The following is a 17,907-nucleotide window of genomic DNA, read 5'->3' as shown; positions in this document are numbered from 1 at the left end:
GCACAGACCGGATCACTTCCGTCTGGTTATGCTTCCACAGGCAGAAGTTCTCTCTGATGCGATGAAACGTATGGGAGAGTTTCTGGATGGTTATGACCAGAGAAAGTCCTTTAAAATAGGGATAAATCAGATGAATATATAAGGTTCATCTATAACAGTCGTGAAACAATGAGAACGAAGGAGGGTATTCTATGTTAAGTTCAGTATTTCAAAATCTAGTCGGGCGGGAATCGCTCATCGCAGCAGAAGATACATGGGCATTACTCGCAATCATGTGTCTTGGTGTTGCTTTTTCTATCTACTTAGAGCAAAAGTACAATTGGGCATCGAAAGTTTCCGGTGCGATCCTGGCACTGATCATTGCAATGGTACTTGCAAACTTAAGTATCATTCCTATTCACAGTGTACTGTATGACGATATTGTCTGGGGTATGATCGTACCAATGGGTATTCCGTTATTGCTTCTTCAGTGTAACCTTTCCCGTGTATGGAGAGATACCGGTAAGATGTTGATCGTATTCCTGATCGGTGCAGTTGGTACAGTATGTGGTGCAATTATTGCATTCTTTGCACTGCGTGGACCATTCGGTGATGCAAGCGGACTCGCAAAAGTAGCAAGTATGATGACCGGTTCTTATATCGGTGGTGGTGTAAACTTTGCAGCAATGGCATCACAGTATGCGGCAGGTGAAGATTTAACAGCGGCAGCAACAGTTGCAGATAACCTTTTGATGGCTGCATATTTCTTCGTATTGATTGCATTTGCAGGTATGAAATTCTTCCGTTCACACTTCGCACATCCACATATTGACGAAGTAGAAGCGGGAATTTCAAAAGACGCTGCTCAGACACAGGCTGCAGCATTTTGGAGCCGTAAAGATATCTCTTTGAAGGATATCGCTTACAATGTTGCATATTCTGTAACAATCGTATGGGTTTCACAGTTTATCGCTGGAACGATCAGCGGAGCTGTTGGTGAGAATGCAACTGGATTTATGGATTTCATCGGTAAATTCTTCGGAAGCCAGTATGTATGGATCACAACATTCTCAGTAATCGTTGCAACATTCTTCCATAAACAGGTAGAAGAGAATCTGCATGGATCACAGGAGATTGGTACTTTTTTAATCTACTTATTCCTGTTTGTAATCGGTGTTCCAGCAAACATTATCACAGTAGTTACAAAGTCACCTCTGCTTCTTGTACTTACAGCTATCATGGTTTGTGTAAACATGTTATTCTGTTTCATCGGAGCAAAGATCTTCAAATGCGATTTGGAAGATGCGATTATTGCCTCCAATGCAAATATCGGTGGACCGACAACAGCTGCCGGTATGGCTATTTCACAGGGATGGAGCCGTCTGGTTGGACCTGCAATGTTAGTAGGTACTCTCGGATATGTAATCGGTAACTACCTTGGAACTATGATTGGAGTTCTCTTAGGAGCATAAGAATTACATAATATATTGAAAGCGACTGGTAAACGGCGCGTTCCCGTAAAAGGGGACGCGCCGATTATAAAAAATGGGATTTTATAAATGTCGGAACTGAAAGCAGAATGGATTAGACAATGTAAGAAAGGATGGTAGATTATGTATTTTGACGCACATTCGGATATTTGGTGTGATGTAACCGCACGTAGATTAAAGGGCGAAACCGATGTATTACGCAGACGTCATCTGGAGAGGCTTAGAAAAGGCGGCGTAGAAGGAAGCATTTTTGTAATCTGGGTAGATCCGCCGTATGATGTAGATTATGTAAAGAGAACAAAAGAGATTATGCAATGTGCAAAAGCGGAGGCTGAGGAATGTGATGAAATCCGTATTGTACATAACTACGCAGAGATGATGCAGGCGAAAGCTGATGGCAAGATTTATGTATTTCATGGAATTGAAGGACTCGCAGCAATCGGGGAAGATATTTCTAAGATCGATGAATATTATGATTTTGGCTGCAGGCATGCAATCCTTACGTGGAATGAAGCAAATGCACTTGGCGCAGGCGCAAACTCCGGCGAATCCTACGGACTTACGGAAACAGGTAAGAAAGCTGCCAGAAAAGTACAGGATAAGGGCATGATCCTTGATATGTCACATCTGAATGAAGCTGGTTTCTGGGACTGCATGAAGCTTGCTACGAAGCCAATCATTGCTTCTCATTCAAACTGCCGTGCGCTCTGTGATGTGCCACGTAACCTGACAGATGATCAGCTTCGTGCCATCCGTGATGTAGACGGTGTTGTCGGACTTAATTCTTTCAAAGACTTCATTGATCCGAGAGGACCGGAACAGACCGTTGAGAATCTTGCAAGACATGCAGATCATATGATCAATGTAATGGGCATCGATCATGTTGGCTGTGGATTTGATTTCTTTGAGTTTATCAATGATGAGGCGATGGGAACTATGACAGAAGATTCCAGCCCGGCAGCACACGGTATGAAGGATGCTTCAGAGATTCCGAATCTCTTTAGCTGTTTCGAGAAGATGGGAATGACCAAAGAAGAGATGGATAAGATTGCCAGAGTTAATTTCCAGAATCTTGTTAAACGGACAATTGGATAATAAAAAAATTTAAAAACATGCAATTCGAAGGCTCCCTTTTCAGGGAGCCCTTTTTAGGTTACCATAATAACCAGTGAAAGCTGCCAGTGACAGGTTATGAAGTGATTTGGGAAAAAATACTTCCTATTTACCAATGTGTTCAATTTGTGGTACAATTAAACGAGTGTATGCAAAGAGAACATTTAAAAACCAAGGAGTAACCATGAGAAAATTAGCATTAACTGATGATATATTGATGAAGATCGAGAAGCCGGCGCGCTATATCGGAAACGAAGTGAATTCGGTCATGAAAGATAAGACGAAAGTCGATATCCGGTTTGCCATGTGTTTCCCGGATGTGTACGAGATTGGAATGTCACATCTTGGAATCCAGATTCTCTATGATATGTTTAACCGTAGAGAGGATGTCTGGTGTGAGAGAGTTTATTCACCGTGGACAGATCTGGATGCGGTTATGCGCGAGAAGAAGATTCCGTTGTTTGCGCTGGAATCGCAGGATCCGATCAAAAATTTTGATTTCTTAGGCATTACGATCCAGTATGAGATGTGTTATACGAACATTTTACAGATTCTGGATCTGTCCGGGATCCCGATAAAAACAAAAGACAGAACAGAAGAAGATCCGATCGTGATCGGTGGTGGTCCATGCACGTACAATCCGGAGCCACTGGCAGATTTCTTTGACCTGTTTTATATGGGTGAAGGCGAAACCGTTTATGATGAATTACTGGATCTTTACAAGAAGAATAAAGCAGCAGGAGGCTCCAGATGGGATTTCCTTGAGATGGCTGCAGAAGTAGAAGGAATATACATTCCGTCTTTTTATGATGTAGAATATAAGGAAGATGGTACCATCCTCTCTTTTACACCGAACAATGTTCATGCAAAAGAGAAGATTAAGAAGCAGGTTGTAATGGATATGTCTAGTGCGCCATATCCGGAAAAACCGGTTGTACCTTTTATTAAAGCAACACAGGATCGTGTCGTACTGGAGATCCAGCGCGGTTGTATCCGTGGCTGCCGCTTCTGCCAGGCAGGAATGCTATATCGCCCGACAAGAGAAAAAGACGTAGAAGTTTTAAAAGATTATGCATATAAGATGCTGAAAAATACAGGACACGAAGAAATCTCTCTAAGTTCTTTAAGTTCCAGTGATTATAGTCATTTAAAAGAGCTGGTCACATTTTTGATTGATGAGTTTAAGTCCAAGGGAATTAACATCAGTCTGCCATCGCTTCGAATAGATGCATTTTCGCTGGATGTAATGGGACAGGTGCAGGATATCCGCAAGAGCAGCCTGACATTTGCGCCGGAGGCTGGGTCCCAACGTATGCGTGATGTCATCAACAAAGGACTGACAGAGGAGATTATTTTAGATGGCGCAGGACAGGCTTTTGAAGGAGGCTGGAATAAGGTAAAACTTTATTTCATGCTGGGATTACCGACAGAGACCGAAGATGATATGCGTGCTATTCCAGAGCTGGCAGATAAAATTGCAAGACGTTATTACGAGATCCCGAAGGATCAGCGGAACGGAAAATGCCAGATTACGACAAGTACATCGTTCTTTATACCGAAACCGTTTACTCCGTTCCAGTGGGCGAGAATGTATACGAATGAAGAATACATCTCCAGAGCTGCGATTGTAAAACACGCATTTAACGATCAGTTGAACCGGAAGAGTCTGAAATATAACTGGCATGATGCAGAAGTAACGGTATTGGAAGGTGTTTTTGCCAGAGGAGACCGTAAGACTTCCGCAGTTATCGAAGAAGCTTATCGTCTGGGATGTCTGTATGATTCCTGGAGCGATCAGTTTGATAATAATAAATGGATGCAAGCGTTTGAAAATACAGGACTGGATATTGCATTTTATAATCACAGAGAGCGTTCACTTGAGGAAGTGTTCCCGTGGGATTTCATAGACATTGGCGTGACGAAAGATTTCCTGAAACGGGAATGGAATCATGCAATGAACGCAGAAGTCACACCGAATTGCCGGATGAAATGTTCCGGTTGTGGTGTGGCAAAATGGAAAGGAGGTGTCTGTATTGAAAGCAAGAATTAAATTCCGTAAATATGGAGTAATGCGTTTTATTGGACACCTGGATGTGATGCGTTTCTTTCAGAAAGCGATCCGCAGGGCAGAGATCCCGATTGCATTTACGAGTGGATACAGCCCACATATGATCATGTCATTTGCGCAGCCGCTTGGTGTCGGTGTGACAAGTGACGGAGAATATTTTGATATTGAGTTGACAGAAGCAATCGCCTCAGAGCAGGCAGTTGCACAGTTAAATGCTGTGATGGTCGAGGGAATTGAAGTTACCGGTTTCCGTGAGATCTCTTCGGATAAAAAAGCAAGCGGTATGACGATCGTAGCTGCGGCAGATTACAAAGTGACTCAGCCACAGACTTTTCAGCATGCGGAAGATATAAGAGTACTTTCGGAAAAATGGAAAGACAGTGTGTGTGCATTTATGAAAGAACCGCAGATCATCGTATGGAAGAAAACAAAACGAAGTGAGAAAGAAGTCGATATCAAACCGATGATTTACGATATGCATGCAGAGGATGACGGCATTTTTCTGTTCCTTGCAACAGGTAGTGAGCAGAATTTGAAACCGGATCTCGTAATGAAAGCGTTCCTGCGCTTCATCGGTGAAAATCCGGAGGAAGTACCGCTTCATTTCCACCGCTTGGAAGTATATGCGAAGAATCCGGAATCAGCAGGTGGAACAACAAAAAACGATTTCATTTCGTTGGAAGACCTGGGAAAAGACATTGTAACCACTTAAATATGTGTGCTTATACAGATATAAACATGAATGATATAAAGGAGTGAACTTCTTATGAGCAAGAAGGAATTAAAGACAAATGCCATGCGTATGCTGGACCGCATGAAGATTCCTTATGAATATGAAACTTATGAATGTGAAGACTTCACGGATGGTATTGAAACTGCAGATAAACTTGGATATGACCATGCGCTTGTATACAAGACGCTTGTGACGACCGGCAAGAGCGGTGAACATTATGTGTTTGTCATTCCAATCGAAGCAGAGATTGATTTTAAGAAGGCAGCAAAAGCGGTCGGTGAGAAATCGCTGGAGATGCTGCATTTAAAAAATCTGACAAAAGTAACCGGATATGTGCGTGGCGGCTGTACGGCAATTGGAATGAAAAAACAGTTTCCGACAGTCATACAAAAAGATGCGGAAGAACTTACGCAGATGCATGTCAGTGGCGGTAAATTAGGAATGCAGTTAAAACTTGCTCCGGCGGATCTTAAGAAGGCAGCAAAAGCACAGTTTGCAGACGTTATCCGCGATCATTAAAAATCTGCGGATATATGGGAAATATTTCCGTATACAGTTTTTGGAAACAAAGTACAATCAAGAAGAGAAGGAAGAAAAAATGATACCTGAATTAAGGGAGAATACCAATACAGTTATTTTTGATATTGGAAATGTATTAATTTATTTTGCGTGGAAAGAATATCTGGAATCATTAGGATTTTCAGAAGAGACGACCAAGCATGTGGCGGATGCTATGTTTTGTAATAAAGACTGGGATGCAGGAGATTCCGGTCTGGTAACAACCGAAGAATGGCTGGAACTTTTTATAGAAAATGATCCGGCGTATGAGAAAGAGATACGGACAACCTTTGCTGGATTCGGAGCATCTATCGTACCATTTCCTTTTATTGAAGAATGGTTTGCATATTTTCGCGAAAAAGGAATGAAGCTTTATTATCTGTCTAATTATTCGGATGAAATGTTCCGTCAGTCAGAAGAAAAGCTTGCGTTTTTAAAGAGTTTTGACGGCGGTGTGTTTTCATGGCAAGAAAAATGTATGAAACCGGATTCAAAGATTTATCAGATATTATTAGACCGATATAACATAGATCCAAAACATACAGTATTTTTTGATGACCGTGTCGCGAATGTGGAAGCTGCCGAGAAATTCGGCATACAGGGCATCCTGTTTCATACAGATATTCCATTGCAGATGATGGGAAAATAAGGTAATATAGTAGCAGCAAAAGAAAAGGCAACCTGGAGGAATACAAAAATGTTAATTAAAGTTGTTAAATTCGGAGGAAGTTCACTGGCAAGCGCCGAACAGTTTGAAAAAGTCGGTGCGATCATCAGAAAAGATTCCAGCAGACGTTATGTGATTCCGTCTGCGCCGGGAAAACGTACCTCTGACGATACAAAAGTAACGGATATGCTGTACAGTTGTTATGGACAGGCAATCCTTGCATATGACGACGAAGAAAAAGAAGAACACATGGAGAATTTTGAGAATCTTCTGACTGCGATCAAAGCACGTTATCAGTCAATTATTGACGGACTTGGACTTAAAATTTCGCTGGAGGAAGATTTCAAGATTATCCGTAAGAATTTTCTTGCCAAGATTGGAAGAGATTATGCGGCATCCCGCGGTGAATTTCTGAATGGTAAGATTATGGCTGAATATCTCGGATATACATTCATTGACGCAGCCGAAGTTGTTTTCTTTGATGAAGAAGGTAATTTTGATGCAGAAAAGACCGATGAGGTGTTGACTGCAAAACTTGCAGATATAGAACGTGCGGTAATTCCGGGATTTTACGGTTCTGAACCGGATGGAAGTGTGAAAACATTTTCCCGTGGTGGATCGGATATTACCGGATCTATCGTTGCAAAAGCGGTTCATGCAGAGATGTATGAAAACTGGACAGATGTATCCGGATTCCTGATTACGGATCCAAGAATCATTCCGAATCCGAAACCGATCGATGTGATCACATACCGCGAACTTCGTGAGCTGTCCTATATGGGCGCTACGGTTCTTCACGAAGATGCCATTTTCCCGGTGCGCAAGGAAGGTATCCCGATCAATATCCGCAATACGAATGCACCGGAGGATAAAGGAACTCTGATTGTGGAAGCAACATGTCAGAAACCACGTTTTGTTATTACCGGTATTGCAGGTAAGAAGGATTTCGCTTCTGTAACTGTGGAGAAAGCGATGATGAACTCTCAGGTTGGGTTCTGCCGTAAAGTGTTGGAAGTTTTTGAAGAGAACCATGTTTCTATCGAACATATGCCATCCGGAATTGATACGATGACAATTTTTGTTCACCAGGAAGAATTTGAAGAAAAAGAGCAGAAAGTGATCGCAGGCATTCACAGAGAAGTGGAACCGGATTATCTGGAACTGGAATCTGACCTTGCACTGATCGCAGTTGTAGGACGTGGAATGAGAGCAACCAGAGGTACTTCCGGACGTATTTTCTCTGCGCTTGCACATGCAAATATTAACGTCCGTATGATCGACCAGGGTTCCAGTGAGCTGAATATTATCATTGGTGTCAGCAACCATGATTTTGAAGGTGCGATCAAAGCAATTTATGATATTTTTGTAACTACACAAATTTAGGAGGCTGTTCAAAAGATGAATATTTTATTTTTCCTGAAGCCAAAGAGTGAACTTGCATTTATTTATGATTATCATACACTCAGACAGGCTTTGGAAATTATGGAACACTACAGATATACATGTGTCCCGATTTTGAATAAAGAGGGAAAATATGTCGGCAGTATCACAGAAGGTGATCTTTTGTGGGCTGTCAAAAAATTAAAACTATTGAATCTTAAAGATGCTGAGAATATCAGTATCATGAAAATTGACAGAAGAAATGATTACCAGTGTGTCAATGCCGAATCTAAGATGGAAGACCTGATCGGACGTGCAATGGAGCAGAACTTTGTGCCGGTTGTGGATGATCAGGAACATTTTATCGGAATGATCACAAGACGTGATATTATCAAATATTGTTACGACAAGATAAAAGAGTATGAAAAAAATGGTAATTGATTTTCATACACATATGTTTCCAGATAAGATTGCTGACAAGACGATTACATTTCTGGCAGAGGTCTGTCAGATGCCACCGCAGACAGATGGAACATACACGGGACTTTCAGAGTCTGCGAAAAAGGGTGGTGTAGACTTAAGTATTGCACTTCCGGCTATGACAAAGCCTTCCCAGTTTGATTCGGTCAATACATTTGCCGCTGCACATCAGGAAGGAAATGTCATCTCTTTCGGAGGCATCCATCCGGCGACAGAACATTACCGAGAAGAACTCCGGCATATAAAAGAACTGGGACTTAAAGGGATCAAATTACATCCGGATTATCAGGATATGTATTTTAATGATATCCGTTATAAAAGACTGGTAGATTATGCCACAGAACTTGGACTTATCATTGTCGTCCATGCGGGACTTGACCCGAAATGCCCGGATGACGTTCACTGTACACCGGAGATGGCTGCAGAAGTTATAGATGAGGTTCACCCTGCGAACCTTGTCCTTGCCCATCTCGGCGGCAATGAGATGTGGGATGATGTAGAAAAATACCTGGTCGGAAAAGATGTATATTTGGACACTGCCGTGGTACTTGATGTGATAAAAGAAGATCAGTTTCTTCGGATCGTGCGTAATCACGGTGCTGATAAGATCCTTTTCGGAACCGATGTTCCGTGGCGGGATCAGGGGGCATTTGTACATCTGTTAAATGATTCTAAACTTACACAGGAAGAAAAAAATAAGATTTTTTATAAAAATGCTTGTAAACTGCTTGATTTTCAGGGAAACATGTGCTAATATACAATAGTATGCCGCACAATGAGGTTGAAGTTCTGCCATAATTCATGTGACAGACACCGTAATTGGCGAGTAATGATAATAGGAGGTGCCATATGTACGCAATTATAGCAACAGGTGGTAAACAGTACAAAGTAGCCGAAGGCGATATCATTAAAGTAGAAAAGCTTGGTGTAGAAGCCGGAGAGACTTTTACATTTGACCAGGTGCTTGCAGTAAGTGACAACGGATTAAAGATCGGTAATCCTACAGTTGAAGGTGCAACTGTTGAAGCTTCTGTAGTTGAAAACGGAAAAGCTAAAAAAGTAATCGTTTACAAGTACAAGAGAAAAACAGGATACCACAAGAAAAATGGTCACAGACAGCAGTACACAGCAGTAAAGATTGAAAAAATCAATGCTTAATATTGGAGAATATCCATGTTTCATGTAACAGTATATGTGAATTCAGCAAAAGAATACATCGGTTTTCAGACATCAGGTCATGCAGGATATGCACCGGAGGGAAAGGACATTGTCTGTGCAGCAGCGTCGGTTCTCACGATTAATACAATAAATGCGATTGATCAGTTTACAGGTGATCGTGCAATACTTGAGGCAGAACAGACGGAAGGATACATTTCCTACCGGATTGATGGAGAAGTGTCTGCGGATGCGGAACTTCTTCTTAAGTCGATGGTTCTCGGATTGACAGAGATGTCACATGATGAAGACTATGCACAATATATTGATCTAACATTCGAGGAGGTGTAACAACCATGATGAAATTAAACCTTCAGTTTTTCGCTCATAAGAAAGGTGTTGGTTCTACAAAGAACGGTAGAGATTCTGAGTCTAAAAGACTTGGCGCCAAGAGAGCTGACGGACAGTTTGTAAAAGCTGGTAACATCCTTTACAGACAGCGCGGAACAAAGATTCACCCAGGTGTTAACGTTGGACGCGGTGGTGATGATACATTATTCGCACTTGTTGATGGTGTAGTTAAATTTGAGAGAAAAGGAAGAGATAAGAAACAGGTTTCTATCTATCCAGTTGCTCAATAATTAAGAATCAGAGGAGAGTGTTGCGATATAACTGATCACAGTTATGAGGCAGCACTCTTTTTAAATAACAGAAAATTGCATTGTAACCGATTAGACAGGTTTTTATATATTTAAGGAGAAAGATTTATGTTTGCAGACAGAGCAAAGATATTTATCAGATCAGGAAAAGGCGGAGACGGACATGTCAGCTTCCGCCGGGAGCTCTATGTCCCGAACGGCGGTCCGGATGGCGGTGATGGCGGCCGCGGTGGCGATGTCATCTTTGAAGTTGATGAAGGTCTTAACACACTTCAGGATTTCAGACATCGCAAAAAATTCTCTGCAAAAGACGGAGAACAGGGCGGCAAGAGACGCTGCCATGGAAAAGATGCTGAAGATATCATTTTAAGAGTACCGGAAGGTACTGTGATCAAAGAGTCTGAGTCCGGAAAAGTAATCGCAGATATGTCCGGAGATAATCGCAGACAGATTGTTTTAAAAGGTGGCAAAGGCGGTCTGGGAAATCAGCATTTTGCAACAGCTACAATGCAGATTCCCAAGTATGCACAGCCTGGTCAGCCTGCACAGGAGCTCTGGGTGAATCTGGAGCTGAAAGTAATTGCTGATGTGGGACTTGTCGGATTTCCAAATGTAGGCAAATCTACATTGTTATCCAGAGTAACAAATGCGCAACCGAAAATTGCAAATTATCATTTCACAACACTGAATCCAAATCTTGGTGTTGTCGATCTGGAAGGAGCAAGCGGTTTTGTAATCGCAGATATTCCAGGATTGATCGAAGGCGCTTCTGAAGGAGTCGGTCTTGGGCATGAATTCCTTCGCCACATCGAGAGAACAAAGATGATGATCCATGTAGTAGACGCTGCCGGAAGTGAAGGACGTGATCCGGTTGATGATATTCATAAGATCAATGCCGAACTTGAAGCTTACAATCCTGAGATTGCAGCTCGTCCGCAGGTTATTGCTGCAAATAAGACGGATCTGATATACAGCGAAGACGAAGATCCGGTTGCAAGATTAAAGGCCGAATTTGAACCAAAAGGAATTCGTGTATTTCCAATCTCAGGTGCAACCGGAGTCGGTATTTCAGAGCTTTTATATTATGTATCCGGCGAAATTGCCAAGCTGGATAATACACCGATTGTATTTGAACAGGAATATTTCCCTGAGGAAGAACTTTTATATATCGATCTTCCATATACCGTTGAAAAGGAAGATAATGTATATGTTGTAGAAGGGCCAAAGATTGAGAAGATGCTTGGTTATACAAACCTGGATTCTGAGAAGGGATTTGCATTCTTCCAGAAATTCCTGAAAGACACCGGTATTTTAGATGAACTGGAAGAAGCCGGTATCCAGGAAGGTGATACAGTAAGAATGTATGGATTGCAGTTTGATTATTATAAATAAATGATAACAAAATAGGAGAGAAAGCATGACAACGAAACAGAGAGCTTATTTAAAAAGTCTTGCCATGACAATGGATCCGATCTTCCAGGTCGGGAAAAACAGCATGACACCGGAATTTACAAAAGCGATTGCTGAAGCTTTGGAAGCACGCGAACTAATTAAGATCAGTGTGCTGAAAAACTGTGCAGATGATCCGAAAGAACTGGCGTCACTGCTTGCTGAACGTACACGCTCCCAGGTTGTACAGGTGATCGGCAAGAAGATAGTCCTTTACAAAGAAGGAAAAGATAAAAACAAAAAAATACAGCTTCCATAGTGAAATTGAAAAACAGCGGAACAAAGTAAGCAGGAGAGAAGCAACCATGAAAATAGGTATTATGGGTGGTACGTTTGATCCAATCCATAACGGACATTTAATGCTCGGAGATACGGCAAGAGATCAGTTCGGTCTGGACGTTATATGGTTTATGCCAAACGGACGTCCTCCGCACAAGGCATTAGATTCTATAGGATCAGACACAGATATGCGTGCAAAGATGGTGGAACTGGCTATCAAAGATCACAAATCATTTGAATTACAGGATTATGAACTAAAAAGAAAAGAAGTCTCCTATTCGTATGAGACACTGGAATATTTTCATGCAGTATATCCGGAAGATGAATTTTATTTTATTATTGGTGCGGACTCTCTTCGTGATATTGAAAAATGGGTGCATCCAGAGCGGTTGCTTGCGGTCTGCCACGTGCTGGCTGCTTACAGGGATGAGTGGAATACCAGACAGACAATGCTGGAACATATTTCTTACCTGAATGATAAATACCATGCACGTATCAAGCTTTTACAGTCTCCGCTGATTGCAATATCTTCTCACGAATTGCGTGCAAAGATAAGAGCAGGAGAGCCTATTACCGGGCTTGTTCCTGCGGAAGTGGAAGCATTTATTGCAAAGGAAGGTTTGTATGAATCATAAAGTACGTAAAATACGCAAAAAATTAAAGTCAGAACTGGACACAGACCGTTATGAACATACATTGGGCGTTATGTATACAGCTTCATCGCTCGCTATGTGCCATGGCGAAGATATTGAGAAGGCATTGCTTGCCGGACTCCTGCATGATTGCGCCAAATGCATTCCTTCAGAAACCAAGATCCGTCTCTGTGACAAATATCACCTGAGCATATCTGAAGTAGAGATGAAGAATCCAAGTCTCCTCCATGCGAAACTGGGCGCCTTTCTGGCTGCCAGAAATTATCATGTTGAGAATCGGGAGATTGTAGATGCAATTGCCTGTCATACGACAGGAAGACCGCATATGTCCCGTCTGGATAAGATTTTGTATATTGCCGACTACATTGAGCCTGGGCGCAGGGAATTGCCGAATATGGCGGATGTGCGGAAAATGGCATTTCAGGATCTTGATGAATGTCTCTACAGAATTTTAAAAGATTCGCTGGTATATTTAAACAGCCGGAATCTTCCACTGGATCCAATGACGGAAAAGACATATTTATATTATAAAGAAAAACTCGGAAAGGAGAGTTGACGATGGATCAGGCATTAGACATGGCTAAAATCGCTTATGAAGCACTTGACGAAAAAAAAGGCGAGGCGATCAAAGTAATCGATATCTCACAGATATCTGTAATTGCTGATTACTTTATCATCACAAACGGTACCAGTGACAGTCAGGTGAAGGCACTGGTCGAAAATGTACAGGAAAAACTGGCAAGAGTCGGTCATCATCCAAAGCAGACAGAAGGAAATAGAAGCGGAACTTGGGTACTGCTGGATTATGGTGATATTATCGTACATGTATTTGATAAAGAGAACCGTTCTTTCTACAATCTGGAGCGCACCTGGAGCGATGGGACAGAGGTAGAGATGTAAAATAACAATTCTTTTAAAGGATTTAAAAGGCGTTTGTGAAAATAATTATAGAATAAAGAATAGAAATGATAAAAGGCCTGCAAGTGCGTCTGTTAAAGTCAGCGCTTGCAGGCTTTTTTGTTATGACGACGCTTAAAATGCATGCACTCGTACAGATGCAGCCTCAAACCGCCAGCGAATCAATGATAAAATTATTAATCTTAGCGCATAAAGCGGAACACACCGATAACTTTACCTAAGATCGTACAGTCCGGAACAATGATTGGATCCATAAAATCATTCTCCGGCTGCAGACGAATGACACCTTCCTCTTTATAAAAGGTTTTAACTGTAGCACCATCTTCAATCATAGCAACAACCATATCACCATTGTGTGCAGTATTCTCTTCCTGAGCAAGAACATAATCCCCATTCAGAATTCCGGCATTAATCATACTTTCACCACAGACTTTTAGAAGAAATGTCTGCTTATTCGGCATAAATTCCATTGGGATAGGAAAGTATTCTTCAATATTCTGTTCTGCGAGAAGTGGTTCTCCGGCTGCGACACGCCCTACGATCGGGACGTTGACCATCTCACGTCTTGTAAAGTTAAATGCTTCATCTAAAATCTCAATCGCACGAGGCTTTGTCGAATCACGGCGGATATATCCGTTCTTCTCCAGTGTTTCTAAGTGGGAGTGTACAGAAGAAGTAGATTTTAAATGAACAGCCTCGCAGATATCACGAACGGCAGGTGGAAAACCACGTTCCAGAATCTGTGACTTAATGTAATCCAGAATCTCCTGTTGTTTTGCGCTTATCTTTCCCTGTGCCATATGTCATTGCCTCCGTATTCTATAATATATTATATAAGATATCAAAGCAAAATCCTCCGCCGTGATACCTGTAGTTCGTTATATGTCAGGAACTTTCTAATACCTAAAAATATTTTATCATAGAGATATTTAAAAAGCAAACAAATGTTTAGAAAATATGTTCGATTATTTGAAATAAATCTATTGACAACCGAACATTTGTTTTATATAATGCATTTAGAACAAATGTTCAGGAACATATATTCGAAACTGTACAGAGGGGGAATCAGTTATGCGTAAGGGAAGTAATCGTAGAACAGTAAAGAGAAGAAGAGAAGTGTTTTTGAAAAAAATATGTATTACGCTTGCACTGGCAGGTATTGTATTAACCGGTAGTATTGTCGGTGGAAGCCGGCTTGTATCAGCACATGATAACGCAGCGAAGGAATCTGTTGAATATAAGTACTACAAGAGCATTGAAGTTTCCAGAGGAGACAGTTTATGGAGCATTGCAAAAGAATATATGAGTCAGAACTATGATTCCATTTACGATTATATAGATGAATTAAAGCAGATGAATCATCTGGATTCGGATGATATTCATGCAGGACAGTATTTGACAGTATCATATTATGAGGCGAATTTCCAGTAATCAGGTAAGGATGTTTAATTGTCATAGCATCTTGAGAAAGTTGTCAGTTGCAAGTCTTGTAAGTTATTAATCCCGTGGATTTCAAAGGATTAGTAATTAGTAACCTATTTTGATATATAAGGGAAACCCTATCTTATATATATTATACTCACCAAAAGAACAGATTTTGATAATGGTATTTCGTTATCTGAATTTGTTCTTTTTTATTTTAATTTTTCAAAATGTTGTTTATTTTCGCAAAAAGATGTATAATGAATTTAGAATTTCAATACGGATATAGAGATAATAAATATACAAAACGTCAATGAAAAAAGACGTTAATATAAAAGAGGAGGAATGTTACAATGAAAAAACAACTTTTTGATGCACATGGGGATATCTGGTCAGATGTTACAATTCACAGTCTGAAAGGAGAACGCGATATTTTCAGAAAGTACCATTTGGATAAGTTCAAAGAAGGTAATGTTTTTGGTGGTACGTTTGTAATGTGGATTGATCCACCATATGATGAAGATCCAAAGAAACGTATCAAACAAATTGAAGCTGCCGTACGTCAGGAGATTGAAGACTCAAAAGATATTCTGAATATCGTTAAAAAGTATGAGGATTTTGAGAAAGGTACAGCGGAGGGTAAGATTAATGTATTGATGGGACTGGAAGGTTTATCTTACATAGGCGAAGATATTGATCAGATTAATTATTATTATGACGAATTTGGTGTACGTGATATCATGGTAACATGGAATGAAGAGAATGCTCTTGGTTCCGGATGGCCGGGGGACAAGAACAGAGGCTTAACTCCAAAAGGGAAAGAAGCAATCAAACGTATGAATGAACTTGGTATTGTTCTGGATGTTTCTCATCTGAATGACAAAGGTTTCTGGGATATTATTGAATTATCAGACGGACATCCGGTTATTGCATCCCACAGTAACGCAAGAGCATTATCTGCACATGGACGAAACTTAAGTGATGAGATGATCAAAGCTTTAGCTGCAACCGGCGGTGTAATGGGAATGAACCGTCTGGATGCATTTATCAGTCCTGATAAAGCAAAACAGTCCGTAGAAGGTCTGGCAGAACATGTAGATTATATCGTCAATCTGGTAGGTATTGATCATGTCGGATGCGGATTTGATTTTGAAGATTATCTGAGTTCAGATGCACTTTCTAAGAATGGTGCACCTGACGAGAATCCGCTTGGAACAAAAGGCCTGTTATCTGCAGCAGATGCGTGGAACTTCATTGAGACATTGAAGAAAAAAGGCTACAGTGATGAAGATCTTGAAAAGATTGCTTATAAGAACTTCTACAGAGTATACAAACAGGTATTAAAATAAGAGACGCAGATAAAAAATATTTTATTATAATTTAATTTATGAATAAACGCATAATCTCTTCATAATATTTTTTAGCAGGAAGGTCAGGTGATTCTCTATCAACTGACCTTCCTGCTGTATCAAACATCCATCTTTTCTCTTATTATAAAATAAAAGTTTTTATTTTCCATATTCATAATATTATATCTCGTAGTTTGTTATCAAAAAGAGAATATGGTTCATAATATATCTATACGACAAATACCGATTTTTCCAAAAGATATAGACACGAAAATCAAAAATATGGTATAATACAGTTGTCAATATAATACACGGCAATTAAAATTAATCTTGATACTAAGTCTTTTCATATTGATGTTAGTTAGCTTTTAAGTTGAGTATATCTATATTGTGTAAATAAGTTCAAATAGTAAATAAAGTAAATAAATTGTATAATAAGGAGTCACAAGATATATGCAGACCAAAACATACCACGAACAGATTCAGATTGACGAAACGATACGATTAAGAGAAATCCTGCAGACGCTGCCGCCATTTGCCAAAGATTATTTTCGTGCCATAGAGCCCAGATCTTCCGCAAAAACAAGAATGAATTATGCATATGATATCCGGGTTTTCTTTCATTTCCTGATGGAAAATAATTCGTTTTATAAGAATTACACAATCGATCAGTTTAAAGTCAGTGATCTGGAGCGTTTAAAACCGGTAGATATCGAAGAATATATGGAATATTTGAAAGTATATAACCGTGAAGGCGAACGGATCACGAACAGTGAAAAAGGGCTTTCCAGGAAGATGTCAGCTCTGCGTAGCTTTTACCAGTATTATTTCAAACATCAGATGATTGAGAAAAATCCGACATTGCTGGTTGATATGCCCAAATTACATGAAAAAGCGATTATTCGTCTGGATACGGACGAGGTAGCGCTCTTGCTTGACTATGTAGAACATGCAGGCGAACATTTAACCGGTCAATCACTAACATATTACAGGAAAACAAGAGATCGTGATCTGGCAATCCTGACATTGCTTCTTGGCACTGGAATCCGTGTTTCAGAGTGCGTGGGACTGGATCTTACAGATGTAGATTTTAAAAATAATGGAATTACAGTTACACGAAAAGGTGGTAATCAGATGGTTGTTTATTTTGGGTCAGAGGTTGCGAATGCATTGGATACTTACATCTGTGGAGACAGAAAAGCAGCCACACCTCTCTCCGGTCATGAAAATGCACTTTTTTTATCTACTAGGCGCACACGTATGGGTGTTCAAGCTATAGAAAATATGGTGAAAAAATATGCCAGACAGGTGACACCGAACAAAAAAATAACACCGCATAAGCTGCGCAGCACTTATGGTACGGCGCTCTATAAAGAAACCGGTGATATTTATCTTGTTGCGGATGTTCTAGGACACAAAGATGTAAATACGACAAAGAAGCATTATGCCGCAATTGACGAAAACCGGCGTCGTCTTGCCGCTTCTGCTGTAAAATTAAGAGAGAGCTGACCGGCTTTCTCTTTTTCTTGTATTAAGAAAACCACGCGATAGTCGC

General features: G+C 40.6%; 21 protein-coding genes. 20 read left to right on the top strand and 1 reads right to left on the bottom strand.

Annotation, left to right across the window (positions count from 1 at the left end; all coding sequences use genetic code 11):
• Positions 1–191 precede the first annotated feature (191 nt).
• From H8S07_RS02640 to rsfS, 17 genes are all read left to right on the top strand, one after another.
• Positions 192–1,451 carry a DUF819 family protein gene (locus H8S07_RS02640; RefSeq protein WP_021860961.1) on the top strand — a complete coding sequence of 420 codons (1,260 nt, stop codon included), beginning with the start codon at positions 192–194 and terminating at the stop codon, positions 1,449–1,451.
• Positions 1,452–1,592: 141 nt separating this feature from the next.
• Positions 1,593–2,564, top strand: a complete 972-nt coding sequence (locus tag H8S07_RS02635; protein ID WP_021860962.1) for a dipeptidase — start codon at positions 1,593–1,595, stop codon at positions 2,562–2,564.
• Between the two features lie 202 nt (positions 2,565–2,766).
• The gene (locus tag H8S07_RS02630) at positions 2,767–4,632 is read left to right on the top strand and encodes a TIGR03960 family B12-binding radical SAM protein (RefSeq protein WP_118519361.1); all 1,866 of its coding nucleotides are present in this window, start codon (positions 2,767–2,769) and stop codon (positions 4,630–4,632) included.
• Positions 4,633–4,651: 19 nt separating this feature from the next.
• Positions 4,652–5,362, top strand: coding sequence for a TIGR03936 family radical SAM-associated protein (locus H8S07_RS02625; RefSeq protein ID WP_243060357.1), 711 nt, complete (start codon positions 4,652–4,654; stop codon positions 5,360–5,362).
• A 54-nt stretch (positions 5,363–5,416) separates the two neighbouring features.
• Entirely contained in the window at positions 5,417–5,902 is a 486-nt protein-coding gene (ybaK, locus tag H8S07_RS02620; protein ID WP_021860965.1) for a Cys-tRNA(Pro) deacylase, read from the top strand.
• 79 nt (positions 5,903–5,981) lie between these two features.
• On the top strand, positions 5,982–6,590 hold the full coding sequence (locus H8S07_RS02615) for an HAD family hydrolase (RefSeq protein ID WP_118519431.1): 609 nt from the start codon (positions 5,982–5,984) through the stop codon (positions 6,588–6,590).
• A 48-nt stretch (positions 6,591–6,638) separates the two neighbouring features.
• The gene (locus H8S07_RS02610; protein ID WP_021860967.1) at positions 6,639–7,991 is read left to right on the top strand and encodes an aspartate kinase; all 1,353 of its coding nucleotides are present in this window, start codon (positions 6,639–6,641) and stop codon (positions 7,989–7,991) included.
• 15 nt (positions 7,992–8,006) lie between these two features.
• On the top strand, positions 8,007–8,429 hold the full coding sequence (locus H8S07_RS02605; RefSeq protein WP_118519359.1) for a CBS domain-containing protein: 423 nt from the start codon (positions 8,007–8,009) through the stop codon (positions 8,427–8,429).
• Entirely contained in the window at positions 8,419–9,222 is an 804-nt protein-coding gene (locus tag H8S07_RS02600; protein WP_118519358.1) for an amidohydrolase family protein, read from the top strand. Before H8S07_RS02605 ends, H8S07_RS02600 begins: the two co-directional genes overlap by 11 nt.
• A gap of 95 nt (positions 9,223–9,317) precedes the next feature.
• Positions 9,318–9,626 (top strand): 50S ribosomal protein L21, encoded by a 309-nt coding sequence (gene rplU, locus H8S07_RS02595; RefSeq protein WP_021860970.1) that lies wholly within the window; start codon positions 9,318–9,320, stop codon positions 9,624–9,626.
• A gap of 15 nt (positions 9,627–9,641) precedes the next feature.
• Complete coding sequence (locus H8S07_RS02590; RefSeq protein WP_118519357.1) at positions 9,642–9,974, top strand: ribosomal-processing cysteine protease Prp; 333 nt, start codon at positions 9,642–9,644, stop codon at positions 9,972–9,974.
• A gap of 5 nt (positions 9,975–9,979) precedes the next feature.
• On the top strand, positions 9,980–10,264 hold the full coding sequence (gene rpmA / locus H8S07_RS02585) for a 50S ribosomal protein L27 (RefSeq protein ID WP_021860972.1): 285 nt from the start codon (positions 9,980–9,982) through the stop codon (positions 10,262–10,264).
• A gap of 126 nt (positions 10,265–10,390) precedes the next feature.
• Positions 10,391–11,674 (top strand): GTPase ObgE, encoded by a 1,284-nt coding sequence (gene obgE / locus H8S07_RS02580; RefSeq protein WP_118519356.1) that lies wholly within the window; start codon positions 10,391–10,393, stop codon positions 11,672–11,674.
• A 25-nt stretch (positions 11,675–11,699) separates the two neighbouring features.
• Positions 11,700–11,990, top strand: coding sequence for a ribosome assembly RNA-binding protein YhbY (gene yhbY / locus H8S07_RS02575; RefSeq protein WP_021860974.1), 291 nt, complete (start codon positions 11,700–11,702; stop codon positions 11,988–11,990).
• A gap of 46 nt (positions 11,991–12,036) precedes the next feature.
• Positions 12,037–12,645 carry a nicotinate-nucleotide adenylyltransferase gene (gene nadD / locus H8S07_RS02570; protein WP_118519355.1) on the top strand — a complete coding sequence of 203 codons (609 nt, stop codon included), beginning with the start codon at positions 12,037–12,039 and terminating at the stop codon, positions 12,643–12,645.
• Positions 12,635–13,219, top strand: a complete 585-nt coding sequence (gene yqeK, locus H8S07_RS02565; RefSeq protein ID WP_021860976.1) for a bis(5'-nucleosyl)-tetraphosphatase (symmetrical) YqeK — start codon at positions 12,635–12,637, stop codon at positions 13,217–13,219. The genes nadD and yqeK overlap by 11 nt, the downstream gene beginning before the upstream one ends.
• A gap of 2 nt (positions 13,220–13,221) precedes the next feature.
• Positions 13,222–13,563: a ribosome silencing factor gene (gene rsfS / locus H8S07_RS02560; RefSeq protein WP_021860977.1), complete on the top strand. Its 342-nt coding sequence runs from the start codon at positions 13,222–13,224 to the stop codon at positions 13,561–13,563.
• A 200-nt stretch (positions 13,564–13,763) separates the two neighbouring features.
• Here the strand turns inward: rsfS and lexA are convergent, their stop codons facing one another.
• Positions 13,764–14,381 (bottom strand): transcriptional repressor LexA, encoded by a 618-nt coding sequence (lexA, locus tag H8S07_RS02555; RefSeq protein WP_021860978.1) that lies wholly within the window; start codon positions 14,379–14,381, stop codon positions 13,764–13,766.
• A 271-nt stretch (positions 14,382–14,652) separates the two neighbouring features.
• Here lexA and H8S07_RS02550 point away from each other — a divergent pair, with 271 nt between their 5' ends.
• The 3 genes from H8S07_RS02550 to H8S07_RS02540 all read left to right on the top strand — a co-directional run bounded on the left by H8S07_RS02550 (position 14,653) and on the right by H8S07_RS02540 (position 17,861).
• Positions 14,653–15,012, top strand: a complete 360-nt coding sequence (locus H8S07_RS02550) for a LysM peptidoglycan-binding domain-containing protein (protein WP_186855357.1) — start codon at positions 14,653–14,655, stop codon at positions 15,010–15,012.
• Positions 15,013–15,356: 344 nt separating this feature from the next.
• Complete coding sequence (locus tag H8S07_RS02545; RefSeq protein WP_186855356.1) at positions 15,357–16,352, top strand: dipeptidase; 996 nt, start codon at positions 15,357–15,359, stop codon at positions 16,350–16,352.
• A 453-nt stretch (positions 16,353–16,805) separates the two neighbouring features.
• A complete protein-coding gene (locus H8S07_RS02540; protein ID WP_021860981.1) occupies positions 16,806–17,861 on the top strand; it encodes a tyrosine-type recombinase/integrase in 1,056 nt (351 codons plus the stop codon).
• Positions 17,862–17,907: the final 46 nt, after the last annotated feature.

The sequence above is a fragment of the Dorea hominis genome, assembly GCF_014287705.1.
Lineage (GTDB): Bacteria > Bacillota > Clostridia > Lachnospirales > Lachnospiraceae > Dorea_D > Dorea_D hominis.
Note: the sequence above shows the minus strand (reverse complement) of the source record. Positions and strands in the feature narration are given on the sequence as shown.

What these genes read in the sequence shown, in the direction of transcription:
- H8S07_RS02590 (WP_118519357.1), top strand. Translation starts at nt 9,642, where the DNA reads ATGTTTCATGTAACAGTATATGTGAATTCAGCAAAAGAATACATCGGT.
- yhbY (WP_021860974.1), top strand. Translation starts at nt 11,700, where the DNA reads ATGACAACGAAACAGAGAGCTTATTTAAAAAGTCTTGCCATGACAATG.
- H8S07_RS02635 (WP_021860962.1), top strand. Translation starts at nt 1,593, where the DNA reads ATGTATTTTGACGCACATTCGGATATTTGGTGTGATGTAACCGCACGT.
- H8S07_RS02545 (WP_186855356.1), top strand. Translation starts at nt 15,357, where the DNA reads ATGAAAAAACAACTTTTTGATGCACATGGGGATATCTGGTCAGATGTT.
- H8S07_RS02605 (WP_118519359.1), top strand. Translation starts at nt 8,007, where the DNA reads ATGAATATTTTATTTTTCCTGAAGCCAAAGAGTGAACTTGCATTTATT.
- H8S07_RS02550 (WP_186855357.1), top strand. Translation starts at nt 14,653, where the DNA reads ATGCGTAAGGGAAGTAATCGTAGAACAGTAAAGAGAAGAAGAGAAGTG.
- ybaK (WP_021860965.1), top strand. Translation starts at nt 5,417, where the DNA reads ATGAGCAAGAAGGAATTAAAGACAAATGCCATGCGTATGCTGGACCGC.
- rplU (WP_021860970.1), top strand. Translation starts at nt 9,318, where the DNA reads ATGTACGCAATTATAGCAACAGGTGGTAAACAGTACAAAGTAGCCGAA.
- H8S07_RS02625 (WP_243060357.1), top strand. Translation starts at nt 4,652, where the DNA reads ATGCGTTTTATTGGACACCTGGATGTGATGCGTTTCTTTCAGAAAGCG.
- nadD (WP_118519355.1), top strand. Translation starts at nt 12,037, where the DNA reads ATGAAAATAGGTATTATGGGTGGTACGTTTGATCCAATCCATAACGGA.
- H8S07_RS02615 (WP_118519431.1), top strand. Translation starts at nt 5,982, where the DNA reads ATGATACCTGAATTAAGGGAGAATACCAATACAGTTATTTTTGATATT.
- yqeK (WP_021860976.1), top strand. Translation starts at nt 12,635, where the DNA reads ATGAATCATAAAGTACGTAAAATACGCAAAAAATTAAAGTCAGAACTG.
- H8S07_RS02540 (WP_021860981.1), top strand. Translation starts at nt 16,806, where the DNA reads ATGCAGACCAAAACATACCACGAACAGATTCAGATTGACGAAACGATA.
- H8S07_RS02610 (WP_021860967.1), top strand. Translation starts at nt 6,639, where the DNA reads ATGTTAATTAAAGTTGTTAAATTCGGAGGAAGTTCACTGGCAAGCGCC.
- H8S07_RS02600 (WP_118519358.1), top strand. Translation starts at nt 8,419, where the DNA reads ATGGTAATTGATTTTCATACACATATGTTTCCAGATAAGATTGCTGAC.
- H8S07_RS02640 (WP_021860961.1), top strand. Translation starts at nt 192, where the DNA reads ATGTTAAGTTCAGTATTTCAAAATCTAGTCGGGCGGGAATCGCTCATC.
- rpmA (WP_021860972.1), top strand. Translation starts at nt 9,980, where the DNA reads ATGATGAAATTAAACCTTCAGTTTTTCGCTCATAAGAAAGGTGTTGGT.
- lexA (WP_021860978.1), bottom strand. Translation starts at nt 14,381, where the DNA reads ATGGCACAGGGAAAGATAAGCGCAAAACAACAGGAGATTCTGGATTAC.
- rsfS (WP_021860977.1), top strand. Translation starts at nt 13,222, where the DNA reads ATGGATCAGGCATTAGACATGGCTAAAATCGCTTATGAAGCACTTGAC.
- obgE (WP_118519356.1), top strand. Translation starts at nt 10,391, where the DNA reads ATGTTTGCAGACAGAGCAAAGATATTTATCAGATCAGGAAAAGGCGGA.
- H8S07_RS02630 (WP_118519361.1), top strand. Translation starts at nt 2,767, where the DNA reads ATGAGAAAATTAGCATTAACTGATGATATATTGATGAAGATCGAGAAG.